The organism is Rhizobium sp. Pop5, from assembly GCF_024721175.1.
Taxonomy (GTDB): Bacteria; Pseudomonadota; Alphaproteobacteria; order Rhizobiales; family Rhizobiaceae; genus Rhizobium.
In genome coordinates, this window is record NZ_CP099398.1 from 310,571 (window position 1) to 323,560 (window position 12,990).

Sequence of the window (12,990 nt, forward strand, 5' to 3'; positions counted from 1 at the left end):
TCCAAGTTCAGATGAAGGCGGCCGGCCTCACAAGGCCGACCGCCGCCGCTCCTAGCGGGTCAGGTCGTAAGAATAGTCCGTCACACCCGGCTCGCTCGTCTCGCGATCGAGCTTGTCGAAGATCTTGTCGAGGATCGTCGTCAGGACGCGCAGGCCGCCCTGGTAGCCCATGAGCGGGAAACGGTGGTGATGGTGCCGGTCGAATATCGGAAAGGTCAGCCGGATCAATGGGGTGCCGGTGTCGCGCTCGAGATACTTGCCATAGGAATTGCCGATCATAAGATCAACCGGCTCGGTAAAGAGCAGCGAGCGCAACGCCCACAGGTCCTTGCCCGCCCAGACCTGGGCATCCTTGCCGAAGGGCGAGGATGCGAGCAACGCCTTCATCTCGGCTTCCCAGGCCGACGTGCCGTTGGTAGCAAGGCAGTGGGTCGGCTCACCGCCGGTTTCCAAGACGAACCGGGCAACGGCGTAGACGAAGTCAGGATCGCCGTAGATCGCGTATTTCTTCCCGTGCAGCCAGGCTTGGCTATCTGCCATAGCGTCGACGAGACGGCCGCGTTCCAGGCCGATTGCCGGAGGAATTTCCTTGCCGGTAATCTCCGAGACCTTCATCAGGAATTCGTCGGTCGCCTGAACACCCAGCGGATAATGGAACGAAGCCGTAACCTGACCGACCTCCTTGCAATATTCCAGCGTTTTGCGCGTGTTATAGTGCTGCAGCGACAGGGTCGCTTCGGCATTCAACGCCGTTTTCAAGTCCTCGATCTTCGTGCCGCCGTCATACATGCGGTACGTACCGTCAGAACGGCGTGTCGAACTGGTCGGAGGCATCCTGGATGAAGATGTAGGATACGCCCATCATGTCGAGCAGGCGCTTCAGTTCGCGGTTGTTGCCGACGCAGAAGCCGTCGAAGCCGGGAATGATGTTGATGGCTTGAGCAACCTCCTTCCGCTCGTTGCCTTTCCAGAAGTTCTCCAGAATGCCCTTGATCATGCCGTCATAGCCATCGACGTGGCTGCCGACGAAGGCAGGCGTGTGGGCGAAAGGAACATCGAAGTCGTGCGGGACCGACCCTTCGTTCTTTGCGTTTTCGATGAAGCCGTGGAGGTCGTCTCCAATGACTTCGGCCATGCAGGTGGTCGAGACGGCGATCATCTTCGGATCGTAGAGCTTGTATGTATTGGCGAGCCCGTCGACCATGTTCTTCAACCCGCCGAACACTGCCGCGTCCTCCGTCATCGAGGACGAGACCGCCGATGAAGGCTCCTTGAAGTGACGCGACAGATGCGAACGGTAATAAGCGACGCAGCCCTGGCTGCCATGGACGAAGGACATCGTTTGCTCAAAGCCTGCGGCTGCGAAGACGGCACCGAGCGGCTGGCAGGCTTTGGCCGGGTTCACGACCAGGGCTTCGCGGCCCAGGTTCTTTTCGCGATACTCCCAGGTCTTCGTGAAGTCGTTTTGATCGGCAACGACCTGATCCGGGTGGGGGCATTCGAAATTGGCTTTCTTCTCGGCGAGCATCTGCCTGTATTCCGGCTCGCGGAACAGGGGAGCATGGTCGAGAACTTTTTCCGCCGACTGCGGCATAGTAAGCACCTTTCTTTTCATCGCGCCGCACCGGTGGCGGCAATGGGATGTCATCTGTCACGAGTGCGGATCAAGTCCGATGGGAAGGGCCTGGCCTGCCCCCTTCCAAGACAGGCCAGGCTCTCATTCGGCCGCAACCGCCTCAGCTGGCGCGGCCTTTTTTTTCCAGGGGACGTCGTAGAGATCCCACACCGGATTATTGATGGCCAGATCCATGTCGCGGGCGAATATGGCGAAGCCGTCATAGCCGTGATACGGGCCGGAATAATCCCAGGAGTGCATCTGGCGGAAGGGGATGCCCATCTTCTGCACCGGATACTTCTCTTTGATGCCGGACCCAACAAGGTCGGGGCGGATGCCTTCGATGAACTTTTCCAGCTCGTAACCGGTCACGTCGTCATAGATCAGCGTACCCTTGTTCACATAATGGCCGGTGCGCTGATAGTCGTCGTTGTGGGCGAACTCGTAGCCGGTGCCGACGATCCGCATGCCGAGGTCCTCATAGGCCGTGATGACGTGGCGAGGACGCAGGCCGCCGACATAGAGCATCACCGTCTTGCCTTCGAGGCGCGGCCGGTACTTGTCGACGACAGCATCGACCAGGGGCCGGTACTTGGTGATGACAGCCTCGGTCTTGTCGACGATTTCCGGACCGAAGTGCTTGGCTATTTCGCGCAGGGAGGTTTCGATCTGGGACGGACCAAAGAAATTGTATTCCATCCACGGGATGCCGTATTTTTCCTCCATGTGCCGACAGATGTAGTTCATCGAGCGGTAGCAGTGGATGAGGTTCAGCTTGGCCTTTGGCGCGCGCTCGACCTCAGCGAGCGTGGCATCACCCGACCAGTTGCCGACCACGCGCAGCCCCACCTCCTCCAATAGAATGCGCGTAGCCCACGCGTCGCCACCGATATTGTAGTCGCCGACGACGTTGACATCGTAAGGGCCGGTCTCAAACTCGACTTCGTTCTTGTCGAAAACCCAGTCACGGATGGCGTCGTTGGCGATGTGGTGGCCGAGCGATTGCGAGACGCCGCGGAAGCCCTCGCAGCGTACCGGCACGATCGTCTTTTCGTGCTCCTTGGCCTTCTTGCGCGACACCGCCTCAATGTCGTCGCCAATCAGCCCGATCGGGCATTCCGACTGCACGCTGATGCCGTTGTTGAGGGGGAAAAGCTCCTCGATCTCGTCGATGACCTGTTCAAGCTTCTTGTCGCCGCCGAACACGATGTCCTTTTCCTGGAAGTCTGAGGTGAACTGCAGCGTCACGAACGTGTCGATGCCCGTCAGGCCGACGTAGTAGTTGCGGCGTTGCGACCAGGAATAATGACCGCAACCGACCGGCCCGTGCGAGATGTGGACCATGTCCTTGACCGGCCCCCATACCACGCCTTTGGAACCGGCATAGGCGCAGCCGCGGATCGTCATCACGCCCGGAATGGACTTGATGTTCGATTTGACGTCGCATTCGGAAAGGGCCTTCGGCTCATCGCCAGGCTCGTCGCCGCTCGTTGCGACGCTGAGGTGCTTCTTGCGGCGCTTCGCCGCCTTGTCTGGATATTGCGCTAATACTTCCGCAATGAGCTGTTCATGCAAAACGCTGTCATTCTCGTAATCAAGGCTCATGGGCCCCTGCCCCCTTTCAAGGTTCGGGTTAGGTCGTCGTCGCCGAAGCGGCTTTCTTGGAAGGACGCGCTGGCGCAAGGGCCAGCGCGTCCTGTCGACAGCGGCAGTTATTGAGCCGCAACCACCGCTGACTCCTTGGCCTGTAGTTCGGCCAGCATCTGCTCGTCGCTCTTCATGATGCCGAAGTCGAGCAGCATGTCTTCGAGCTCTTCCATGGTAATCGGGGTCGGAATGGTCCCTTGGCCCGAATTGGCATGGATCTTCTCGGCTAGCGCCCGATATTCCCCGGCCTGCTTGGAGTCCGGCGCGTACTGGATCACCGTCATCTTCCTGAGCTCGGCGTGCTGGACGATGTTGTCACGCGGCACAAAGTGGATGAGCTTGGAATTGAGCCTGGCAGCCAGCGCCTCGGAGAGGTCGAGCTCGCGGTCCGTCTGGCGCTCGTTACAGATCAGGCCGCCGAGCCGCACGCCGCCGGAATGGGCATATTTCAGGATGCCCTTGGCGATGTTGTTGGCGGCATAGAGCGCCATCATCTCGCCGGACATCACGATGTAGATCTCCTGGGCCTTGTTCTCACGGATCGGCATCGCAAAGCCACCGCACACCACATCGCCGAGCACGTCATAGGAGACGTAGTCGACATCGTCATATGCACCGTTCTCTTCAAGGAAATTGATCGAGGTGATGACGCCGCGCCCGGCGCAGCCGACGCCCGGTTCCGGACCGCCGGACTCCACGCACTTGATGCCTTTGTAGCCGGCCTTGAGCACGTCCTCGAGCTCAAGGTCTTCCACCGAACCTTCCTGCGCTGCCAGATGCAGAACCGTGTCCTGTGCTTTGGCGTTCAGGATCAGCCGGGTGGAGTCGGCTTTCGGGTCGCATCCGACGATCAGGATCTTCTGCCCGAGGTCGACAAGCGCTGCGAGCGTATTTTGGGAGGTGGTGGACTTGCCGATCCCCCCTTTGCCGTAAAATGCGATTTGACGCAAATCTGACATATCGCCTTCCTTCTTTCGTTCCATCCATCGCTGAGTAAAAGGCAGGCAGCTCGCGCCGCCTCGCATGGCAATCTTCAAAACCCGTGCCATGTGGGCCGATCGAGCCAAAGGAAAGATCTTTTTGTTGGGTTTCAGAAAGTTACTCCGAACCACCACAGGAAACTGCCAAACAAACCTAATGTCGCCGATCAGACAAAGCCGACAGACGGTGTCGTGATGGCATCACTTGCACCGCTAGGTCGACCGCGACTATCAGCAGGACAACGGATCCGAAAACTGGAGACAATCGCACCCAGCTCCCAATCGAAAAATGTTGAAGCTTTCGATCCTGACCTGCCGCTGACGGCGATTAGAGCCTCGGCGGTCTTGAACCGCTCCCAAACGTTGGACCACCGGATGCTAGAGTTTTCCGGCTTCATTCAGGGAGGCGGGCTGGTTGCGCCTCCCGAATTCACCAACGAGATCGGCGCCTTGTTGCCGATCGCACCATGAGGTCTTTCCTCATTGTAGTATCTACGCCAATCCTCCATCTTTTCGCGGGCATCCGCAAGGGTCAGGAACCAATGCTGGTTCAGGCATTCTGCACGGAAGCGGCCATTGAACGCTTCGATGAAAGCATTATCAGTCGGCTTTGAACTCAATCAGAATGTTCGTGATTTGATGGATGTTGCGCGGTCCCGTCTTGAAGACACCAAGGGCGAACTCGATGAAGCCCTCGGCCGAACCGGAATAGGTCCCGTGATTGTCACGTGCATCGGGCCAGTAGGAACTGCGCAGCGCCCTTTCATCGGCGCGGTCTATCCCGCGGCAATACCGATAGAGGCAGTCGCGGAGCGCCTCGCGGTCGAGCAATTCGGTAATTTTTTTGTGTTTCATCGCTTGTCGCACATCTGATATCGGGGCGCTTACCCATCCAGTGACGCAGCCAGCTTTCAACTGCTCGGCTGACGTAAGGAAAAACCCTCCCTCTGCTTAGGCATGCATGTAAACAACTGCCCTTAGAAGTAGACATCAATGGGAGAGCTGCGGGTAAGGTGTTTGGACAGCGACGGCGCCGTCATGCACCAGTCGCGTTGCGTTTCAACCCCCACAATGTTGGTTGAACAAAAGGCGATCGAGCAACGCATCCGAAACGCAATCTATCTCCAGCGCACGTTCAGGGCAGGATCGAGCGCCTCGCGACGCGAACAGTTCGTCCCTCTCCTCGACATCGATTGCACCGGGCAGTATGTATCCCTCGTCGTCAAGATTGAATATTTCGGGCGCTTGGGCCCAGCATCTTGCATGACCTTGGCATTTGGAAGTGTGCACTATGACGCGCATACGGTACTCCATGTCTTTCCTCCTCTCAATTATCAGGACCAGTCCAGGATCAGATTCTCCATTCCAAACACGTGGCCCCCATAGGTGATGGGCGCCGTACCATCCTTGATACGGAAGTCAGGGATGCGCGACAGCCACTCCTCCAGGCCGATGACGATCTCTCGCCGGGCAAGGTGTGATCCAAGACAGCGATGGGGACCGTACGCAAAAGCGGTGTGGCGATTGTCTTCTCGTGCCAAATCGATCGTGTTCGGATTTTCGAATTCCACCGGATCACGATTGGCAATCATCGTGGCGCAGGAAATGTAGTCCCCCTTACGGATCGGCGCGCCTTCGAAATTGATATCTTTCGTCGCCACACGGATCATCTGCACGGTCGAATAGGCGCGAAGCAGTTCTTCGGCTGCGAGCACAATTCGATCCGGTTTGCTCCGCAGCAATTCCTGTTCTGTCGGATTGCGCGCGAGATAGGCCAGGTCAAAGCCGATCGCCGTTGCCACGGTGTCCAGTCCCGCGACGAATAGAAGCGCGCCTATTCCATGGATTTCCTGGTCTCTCAACAGGCGGCCGTCGACCTTTGCCTGCACGACGAAGGTCATGAAATCGTCGGCCGGTTCTTTGCGGCGCATCGCTGCAAGTTCATCGATGAACGCCAAAATTGTTCGGGCGGCTGCGGTTCGTCTGATGCCGTCGCCGTGGAGCAGGTCCTTCCCCCAGCCCACGAATGTATTGAGGCGCTCATCGGATAAGCCGAGCAAACGGAGGAAGATACTAACCGCAAAAGGAAAGGCGAAGTCCGTCAAGATGTCGCAGCTTGTGCTCGACGCGGAAATCTTGGAAATCAACGCAATCGCCCGATCACGGACCGCCGGTTCAAGCTCCATTATCCGCCTGGGCGAAAGCAGCGGATTGAGAAGTGAGCGAAACACGCTGTGAGCCGGGGGGTCGAGTTCAAGCGGGATCAGCGGCCAGTTTTCGCCAAGCGCCGAGGCGAAAAGGCTCCGATGGCTGGAAAAGGTTCCGGTGTCCTGCAGCAATTTGCGTTGGTCCTGAGCGCGAACGATGACCCAGGTACCTCGGCCATCGCGCGTATTGCAGGGAGAATAAAAGATTCTCGGTCCATTATGGAGGCAAGCGACAGCTGCGTGCGGATCCCCATTTGGCATGCGCTCCATGCCGGGCGACGTGAACAGGCTGAAGTCCTTCACCATTTCGGGAGGGACATGTTCTGGAACCCTAATGGTAGCCACTGCTTTTCTCCTGTCATCAAAGCCCCTTCGCCGAGAACGAATTCTCCTCGGAGAGGGAGCGAGCAAAATCGTTGAGCGCCAGATTTCCAATCTCAGCAGCGCGAGGCGCCAATGACATGCGATGCAGCGATCAGATCGCCGTGCGGCTCGAAATCCACGCTGCTTTGTTGGCCGAAGTCGAAATTTCTTGGATGCCTCGCCCGCCCTTCCGGTCGACATCGGATTTTCACGGGTACCTCTCTTCCGGTAAATGCGTTCTGAGCACAGATGCATTTTGATTTCCTCCGCTCCATGGCGGTCACCAAAGAAACCGGCCGACAGTCCTTGCCGCCCCGCAAGAAGAACTTCAAAGTTCATGCCAATTTGATTGATTTGGCCGGAAAGAAATTTTTCAATTGCCTTTCAGCGCTTTGGCTCAAGGCAGAACTAAAGATTGGCTGATCAAGGCCGTGTCGCGTATCTAACAAAACCCGACATCAGGTGCCGGATGCCATCTATTCAGGTGCGACTTTTTTCCAGCCACCACAGCCGGGGGCCAGAGACAGCGCGACGAGTAACGAATGTCCTGATGTACTGCGATGCAGTGGGATAGCTTGAGGGTGGGTAGCTTTGAATTGTGGCATCGAGCTAGCGGCGGAATTCCGGGAACAGCTCGAAGCGTGCTACTCCTTTGTCCTGAATGTCAGTTCTACCAGCCCGACGACACCACCCTAAGAGTCGGCGGCAATCTGCCGATTGGGTGTTGCCTGACAGCAATGGGTATGGTGGCCTACCGTCCGCCGAGACGGAAGGCGATGGCCGCAGAAAGCCCGCTCAAGCGGCGGGCCGAAAATGCCGTCCGAAACAAATCCACAAACTACCCTGCCTGGCACGGCAAGAGCGTGGGTACGGAGATTTGATCTGGATCAAATCGCAATCCCGATGAAATTGATAGCCATCAAAGACGCGCTGGAAGAAATAGGGATAGCCGAAGTCGCAACGGCCGCGTGGTCGTCTCGGGCATGTCCGGCATAGGCGGTTTTCGAAGGGATCAGGACATGGACGTCGCACGCAGTGAGGTTCTCGTGATTGGCACTTCCGTCGCTTGCCGTTCCTGCCAGGCGCGGCACGGCGTCGTTTGCGGCGCCTTGTCGGCTGGCCAGCTTAGCGAACTTGGCCGCCACTCGCTGCGCCGCAAGGTCGACGCAGGCTGCGAGATCATTGCACAAGGATCGGAAAACTCTTTCTATTCGAACATCACGCGCGGCGTGGTGAAGCTCTGCAAGGTGATGTCGGACGGGCGCCAGCAGATCGTTGGCCTGCAATTCGCCCCCGATTTCGTCGGCCGCCCCTTCGTGCGCGAAAGCACGCTGTCGGCCGAGGCCGCGACCGATGCGGAGATCTGCGTGTTCCCCCGCAATTTGCTCGAACGCATGATATTGGAGACTAGGGAATTGCAGCGTAGCCTGCACGCTCAGGCGCTGAACGAGCTGGATGCCGCGCGCGAATGGATGCTGACGCTCGGCCGGCGGACCGCCGAGGAGAAGGTCGCAAGCCTGCTCCACCTCATTGCCGCCCACGCCGAGACGGCGACGAGCACTGCCTTCGATCTGCCGCTATCGCGTGCCGAGATTGCCGACTTTCTCGGGCTGACGATCGAAACCGTCAGCCGCCAGTTGGCCCGGCTTCGCAAAGAGGGCGTCATCCGCATCGAGAACATCCGGCATATCACCGTGCCCGACATGGATGCGCTCGCAAAGAAAATCAGCGGGTAATTACCACCCGCGTATTGGAAAGGCCAGCCTGGCGCGCCAGCGTAAAGAACTAGGCGGCATTGTCGGGATGCAGACGGACGTGCCGGGCGCTACCACATCGAGCATTCCGGGCGAGAAAACTTCCTAGTCCCGGAGCCGCCGGCTTGCAGCTCGGGATAGCCGCCGGGCAGGTGGGTGGCGTCGCCATCGGCGCCGGGCGCCCAGCAGGTCGCCAGCGAGCTGAGCGGTGAGCGGTGAGAGGAACAAAATATCAGCTCCGCGGCGACGTCAGCCGAGCAACAAATGCTCGTAGGCCAAAGGCTACATAGCGCGACCCGGGTGCCGGTCGGCATCAGCCGATCGATATTGGCGGCTGCGAGCTCTTCACGCCCCCAACCTGCGGATATCCGCCATCGTCGTCTTCTGTGACGAAATTATCGGAGCCGTTTGCGTTTCACCATTTTTCGATGCGCGGTCCGAGCCTGGCGCCCCCTTTTTGTCGGACCTCAAACTTTCTTGTGCAGTTTCAAACAAGAAAACGTGCGCGGGTAGACATACGCACGAGCAGAACCTCAAACCCCGTGACCCGCGCCTTCCCGCCGCGACCGGACTGGCGGGCAGTATGCTAAGGTTCTAAAAGGCGGCAGAGAAACCTTGATCGAGATGCGGTCGGAAGTAGCCGAAACAGCGCCCGGCCGTCAGCGCGGCACAACGGCTTCACAATTCGCTCGCCCGCACGAGCAGCGCACGAGTGCGGCGACGAAGGCCCTGTGCTGACCGCAAGTCCATCTCCTTCAGGCCAAATGGCATGACGCTTGCTTGCCCTGGCGTGTGGGCCGAGGTCGGATTCGTGTTAGCCGTGACTGAGAGGCCGCAAACAAATTTTCCTAGAGGAGCTTCATTGATGACCATGGAAAAGCAGGTCCCTATTGTCACCTTTCGCACGCGGGTTCGCGACGAGTCTATATCCGGTCCCAACCCCTACCGCTGGGAAGACAAGACGACCGACGACTATTTCAGCGGTAAGCGGGTAATCCTTTTTTCGCTGCCGGGCGCCTTCACGCCAATCTGCTCCACCTTCCAACTGCCTGATTTCGAAAGTCTTTATGTCGAGTTTAAGAAGAATGGCATTGACGACATCTACTGTCTCTCCGTCAACGATGCCTTCGTCATGAATGCTTGGGGCAAGTCTCAGGGGTTGAAAAATGTCAAGCTTATCCCGGACGGTTCGGGAGAATTCACTCGGAAAATGGGTATGCTCGTCGCCAAGGACAATCTCGGTTTCGGTCTGCGCTCCTGGCGCTACGCTGCCGTGATCAATAATGGCGTCGTGGAGGGGTGGTTCGAGGAAGAAGGCTTTGGCGACAACTGCGCAACCGATCCGTATGGCGTTTCTTCGCCGCAAAACATTTTGAAATGCCTTAAGGCCCCAGCCTTCGTATGAGCATTGAAGCCAACGACCAGCAGCTACGACTTGTCGTGCACACCTGCGCCGAACGATAGGAGTTTTGCTCGAACCATGAAGTCCTTTACAAGCCTTCATCAGCGTCAGCAGCAATCGCTGGTTATTACGCCCCAGCTCATCGCGTCTATTCGCTTGCTGCAGCTGGCGCACACCGAACTGAATCAGTTCGTGGAACAGGAAATCGAGAAGAACCCATTTCTCGACCTGGCGTCGAATGACGGCGGGGCTTCTGGCGTATCGCCAACTGCGGCGGATGATCCAAATGTCAGCGCACGCGAAGACCACGTTGATGGACCGGCCAGGACGGACATGCCTGAGCTGTCTAGTCCCTGGAAATCAATCCGTGACACAGGCAACCTTTCGCCGGGGGAAAGGCCTTCCCTGGATGAGTTCGCCGCCTCAACTGAGACATTGCACGAACATGTCGCCCATCAGATCGCCCTCACTGCCTTCACACCCCAGGAGCGGCTGATTGCTGGCGCGCTTGCCGACCATCTGGATGACACTGGGTATCTGCAAGTGAACCTTCTGGAGCTAGCAGAGAGGCTAAATAGCCCTGAGGCTGGAGTGAAGCGGGTTCTTGAGGCTTTGCAGCTATTTGACCCGCCGGGCATATTTGCGCGAAGTCTGGGCGAATGCCTCGAGATTCAGTTGCGCCAACGAGACCGGTTCGACCCGGCCATGGCAGCTCTGGTCGCAAATCTCGAGTTGCTTGCGCGACGCGATTTTCGAGCACTGAAGCGACGTTGCCGGGTCGATGAAGACGACCTTCTCGATATGTTGAACGAAATTCGTGCACTTGACCCAAAGCCTGGAAACCAGTTCCAGTCCGCAAGGTCGGAATCCATCATACCCGACGTCTTCGTCCTACCCTCGCCGGGAGGCGGATGGCACGTCGAGCTTAATCGGGAGATTTTGCCCAAGGTACTGATCAACCAAACCTATTTTGCGCAAGTTACTCGCCTAACCGCCCAAAGCTCGAAAGATCAGTCATTCCTCAACGAATGCTTCCAGAGCGCGAGCTGGTTGGTTCGGAGTCTCGATCAGCGCGCCACGACGATCCTTAAGGTGGCGACCGAAATCGTGCGCCACCAGGATGTCTTTTTGGAAGATGGCATTGCTCATCTTCGCCCTCTCAATCTTAAGACCATCGCTGACGCGATCGACATGCACGAGTCCACTGTAAGTCGGGTAACGTCGAACAAATACATTCTCACGCCCCGCGGCGTGTTCGAGCTCAAGTATTTTTTCACCGTCGCGATCCCGTCCTCACAAGGCGGTGACGCGCACTCGGCCGAAGCTGTGCGCCATCAGATAAGGGCACTTATTGCCGCAGAGACGCTCCATGATGTGCTGTCCGACGATGGCATCGTTGCCAAGCTCAAGGAAACAGGCGTCGACATTGCTCGCCGCACAGTCGCCAAATATCGCGAGGCGATGAACATCCCCTCGTCCGCGCAACGCCGGCGGGAGAAACGGTTTGTACTGGCGGCCGCGGAGGGATAAGTCCTTTGTACCGTAGGTGATGCCCTTTTCCCAAAAACCGCGGAACTGAGGCACATGTGACATTGTGCCTAGTCCTCTCCATGGAGGATCGACTTCATATGGGCTGGCGACCGCAGCCTCGTCACGGGAGCTTCAAAAGTTGTTCCGGCCGCTTAAGCTAACGTTCTAGAAAAGATTAGATGTCTGTTCCATAGCCCAAGCGCTTAGGGGCTAAGCGGTTAATCACGAAACTCGTGCAGAATTTTTATGTCGCGCAAGCGACAAATCTAGAAGCAGTTGTCGCCTCCCATTCATTTTCGCCGAACCGCTGGGATTTCGGTGCGGCGGCAACGAGAGCCTCAACCGAAAATGATAGACGGAGATACGCGGGCAGACGTTCTGGAGTTGGCGCGCTTTCGAGATCTCCGATGTTCGACGACGCAGGAATACAACACGCGGGCTGATCGAACTCTTGGCCTTCCTTACCGCTTGGCACGACGCATGCACGGTAATCCGAAAATGCGCCATCGAACAAAAAGGAATCATCCCATGATCAAGCTCACAGAGAATGCCGCCGCCATCATGAACGTAACGCTTTCCCGAGCCGAGCAGGCGGAAGGCTTTCGCATCGCGGTCGAGGCAGGTGGATGCGCCGGCTACAAATACCTGGTGGGGCTAGAAAGCGTCCAGGGCGAGGGCGACGCGGTGATCGAAACAAATGGGGTCAAGGTGTTCGTTGACGCAGACTCCCAAGCACACATCAACGGCATGACGATCGACTTCGTGACGGGACCAGAAACCTCCGGTTTTGTCTTCGACAATCCCAATGCGCACCAGAACTGCACTTGCGGCAAATCCTTCGGCTGATCACCGAGAAAGCGAGAGAGCCATGCGGAATTATTGCGAAAAGGTCATGGTTTCCTTTTTCAATCCGAAGAACGACGGCGTGCAGGAAAATCCCCTCAGCGAGACCGCGGCAGTTTCCTACGGTAGAGGGCCTGAATTGATAATTGGAGTCGATCCAACGGTGGGAGCGTTTCTGGTGACGCCGTCGTCCTTGCGTTCCAACCCAGCGACCGCCTTCTCGCCAGCGCTGGCCGAACTCATAACCCTAAAGCCCGCCGAAGCGCCTCAAACCGTCCGTCAGGAGACAGCAGGCTTTTTAAGCGGTTTGCTGCCGGAGAAAAAGGTCTGCTCATCAACGGATTATCCTGAGGCAGCAAAATTTTTTGGCGGGCATCCGGGCCAGGATTCCAAAGGAGACGCTCCCTCTGCAAGCAGTTCCGCGCCGAGGAAAGGTGAGCGAAGACGCGTGCGTGTCAAGAGGCTTGATTTCATGACCAAGTCGCTCACTTCGCTAGATCTGGCAGTAGACGGACGACACTCGTTCAAGCCGTCGAAGACGTGTCAGCGGTTTATACAGTACTGGTCGTCGAAAGCCTCGCTCCGGCAGAGGAGGACGATCAGACCGTCACAACAGAAATCTGAGGCCTGGAGAAATTGGCAGGGTCGA

Annotated in this window: 9 protein-coding genes and 4 pseudogenes; 5 read left to right on the forward strand and 8 right to left on the reverse strand. The window is 57.7% G+C overall.

Features of this window, described 5'->3' with window-relative positions:
- Positions 1 to 51 precede the first annotated feature (51 nt).
- The 7 genes and pseudogenes from nifK to NE852_RS01495 all read right to left on the reverse strand — a co-directional run bounded on the left by nifK (position 52) and on the right by NE852_RS01495 (position 6,755).
- Positions 52 to 1,594 (reverse strand): annotated as a pseudogene (gene nifK / locus NE852_RS01465) (nitrogenase molybdenum-iron protein subunit beta).
- Positions 1,595 to 1,717: 123 nt separating this feature from the next.
- The gene (gene nifD, locus NE852_RS01470; protein WP_012489546.1) at positions 1,718 to 3,220 is read right to left on the reverse strand and encodes a nitrogenase molybdenum-iron protein alpha chain; all 1,503 of its coding nucleotides are present in this window, start codon (positions 3,218 to 3,220) and stop codon (positions 1,718 to 1,720) included.
- 107 nt (positions 3,221 to 3,327) lie between these two features.
- Positions 3,328 to 4,221 (reverse strand): nitrogenase iron protein, encoded by an 894-nt coding sequence (gene nifH, locus NE852_RS01475; RefSeq protein WP_004675840.1) that lies wholly within the window; start codon positions 4,219 to 4,221, stop codon positions 3,328 to 3,330.
- 419 nt (positions 4,222 to 4,640) lie between these two features.
- Positions 4,641 to 4,853: pseudogene (locus tag NE852_RS01480) on the reverse strand (transposase); the annotation flags it as partial.
- 1 nt (position 4,854) lies between these two features.
- Positions 4,855 to 5,097: pseudogene (locus NE852_RS01485) on the reverse strand (nuclear transport factor 2 family protein); the annotation flags it as partial.
- Between the two features lie 204 nt (positions 5,098 to 5,301).
- Entirely contained in the window at positions 5,302 to 5,556 is a 255-nt protein-coding gene (locus tag NE852_RS01490; protein WP_004678571.1) for a ferredoxin, read from the reverse strand.
- 20 nt (positions 5,557 to 5,576) lie between these two features.
- A complete protein-coding gene (locus tag NE852_RS01495; RefSeq protein WP_008536557.1) occupies positions 5,577 to 6,755 on the reverse strand; it encodes a cytochrome P450 in 1,179 nt (392 codons plus the stop codon).
- Between the two features lie 306 nt (positions 6,756 to 7,061).
- Between NE852_RS01495 and NE852_RS01500 the strand changes: the two genes are divergently transcribed.
- Positions 7,062 to 7,235 (forward strand): hypothetical protein, encoded by a 174-nt coding sequence (locus tag NE852_RS01500; RefSeq protein WP_010009909.1) that lies wholly within the window; start codon positions 7,062 to 7,064, stop codon positions 7,233 to 7,235.
- 596 nt (positions 7,236 to 7,831) lie between these two features.
- A complete protein-coding gene (locus NE852_RS01505; protein ID WP_008536556.1) occupies positions 7,832 to 8,548 on the forward strand; it encodes a Crp/Fnr family transcriptional regulator in 717 nt (238 codons plus the stop codon).
- Here the strand turns inward: NE852_RS01505 and NE852_RS32690 are convergent.
- Positions 8,538 to 8,627 (reverse strand): annotated as a pseudogene (locus tag NE852_RS32690) (L,D-transpeptidase); the annotation flags it as partial. The gene NE852_RS01505 and the pseudogene NE852_RS32690 sit on opposite strands and share 11 nt — an antisense overlap.
- A gap of 804 nt (positions 8,628 to 9,431) precedes the next feature.
- Between NE852_RS32690 and NE852_RS01510 the strand changes: the two are divergent.
- The 3 genes from NE852_RS01510 to NE852_RS01520 all read left to right on the forward strand — a co-directional run bounded on the left by NE852_RS01510 (position 9,432) and on the right by NE852_RS01520 (position 12,344).
- Positions 9,432 to 9,971, forward strand: a complete 540-nt coding sequence (locus NE852_RS01510) for a peroxiredoxin (protein ID WP_004678566.1) — start codon at positions 9,432 to 9,434, stop codon at positions 9,969 to 9,971.
- Between the two features lie 75 nt (positions 9,972 to 10,046).
- Positions 10,047 to 11,498, forward strand: a complete 1,452-nt coding sequence (gene rpoN / locus NE852_RS01515; protein ID WP_008536554.1) for an RNA polymerase factor sigma-54 — start codon at positions 10,047 to 10,049, stop codon at positions 11,496 to 11,498.
- Positions 11,499 to 12,026: 528 nt separating this feature from the next.
- The gene (locus tag NE852_RS01520) at positions 12,027 to 12,344 is read left to right on the forward strand and encodes an iron-sulfur cluster assembly accessory protein (protein WP_004678546.1); all 318 of its coding nucleotides are present in this window, start codon (positions 12,027 to 12,029) and stop codon (positions 12,342 to 12,344) included.
- The last annotated feature ends 646 nt before the right edge of the window (positions 12,345 to 12,990 follow it).

What these genes read in the sequence shown, in the direction of transcription:
- nifD (WP_012489546.1), bottom strand. Translation starts at nt 3,220, where the DNA reads ATGAGCCTTGATTACGAGAATGACAGCGTTTTGCATGAACAGCTCATT.
- nifH (WP_004675840.1), bottom strand. Translation starts at nt 4,221, where the DNA reads ATGTCAGATTTGCGTCAAATCGCATTTTACGGCAAAGGGGGGATCGGC.
- NE852_RS01490 (WP_004678571.1), bottom strand. Translation starts at nt 5,556, where the DNA reads ATGGAGTACCGTATGCGCGTCATAGTGCACACTTCCAAATGCCAAGGT.
- NE852_RS01495 (WP_008536557.1), bottom strand. Translation starts at nt 6,755, where the DNA reads ATGGTGAAGGACTTCAGCCTGTTCACGTCGCCCGGCATGGAGCGCATG.
- NE852_RS01500 (WP_010009909.1), top strand. Translation starts at nt 7,062, where the DNA reads ATGCATTTTGATTTCCTCCGCTCCATGGCGGTCACCAAAGAAACCGGC.
- NE852_RS01505 (WP_008536556.1), top strand. Translation starts at nt 7,832, where the DNA reads ATGGACGTCGCACGCAGTGAGGTTCTCGTGATTGGCACTTCCGTCGCT.
- NE852_RS01510 (WP_004678566.1), top strand. Translation starts at nt 9,432, where the DNA reads ATGACCATGGAAAAGCAGGTCCCTATTGTCACCTTTCGCACGCGGGTT.
- rpoN (WP_008536554.1), top strand. Translation starts at nt 10,047, where the DNA reads ATGAAGTCCTTTACAAGCCTTCATCAGCGTCAGCAGCAATCGCTGGTT.
- NE852_RS01520 (WP_004678546.1), top strand. Translation starts at nt 12,027, where the DNA reads ATGATCAAGCTCACAGAGAATGCCGCCGCCATCATGAACGTAACGCTT.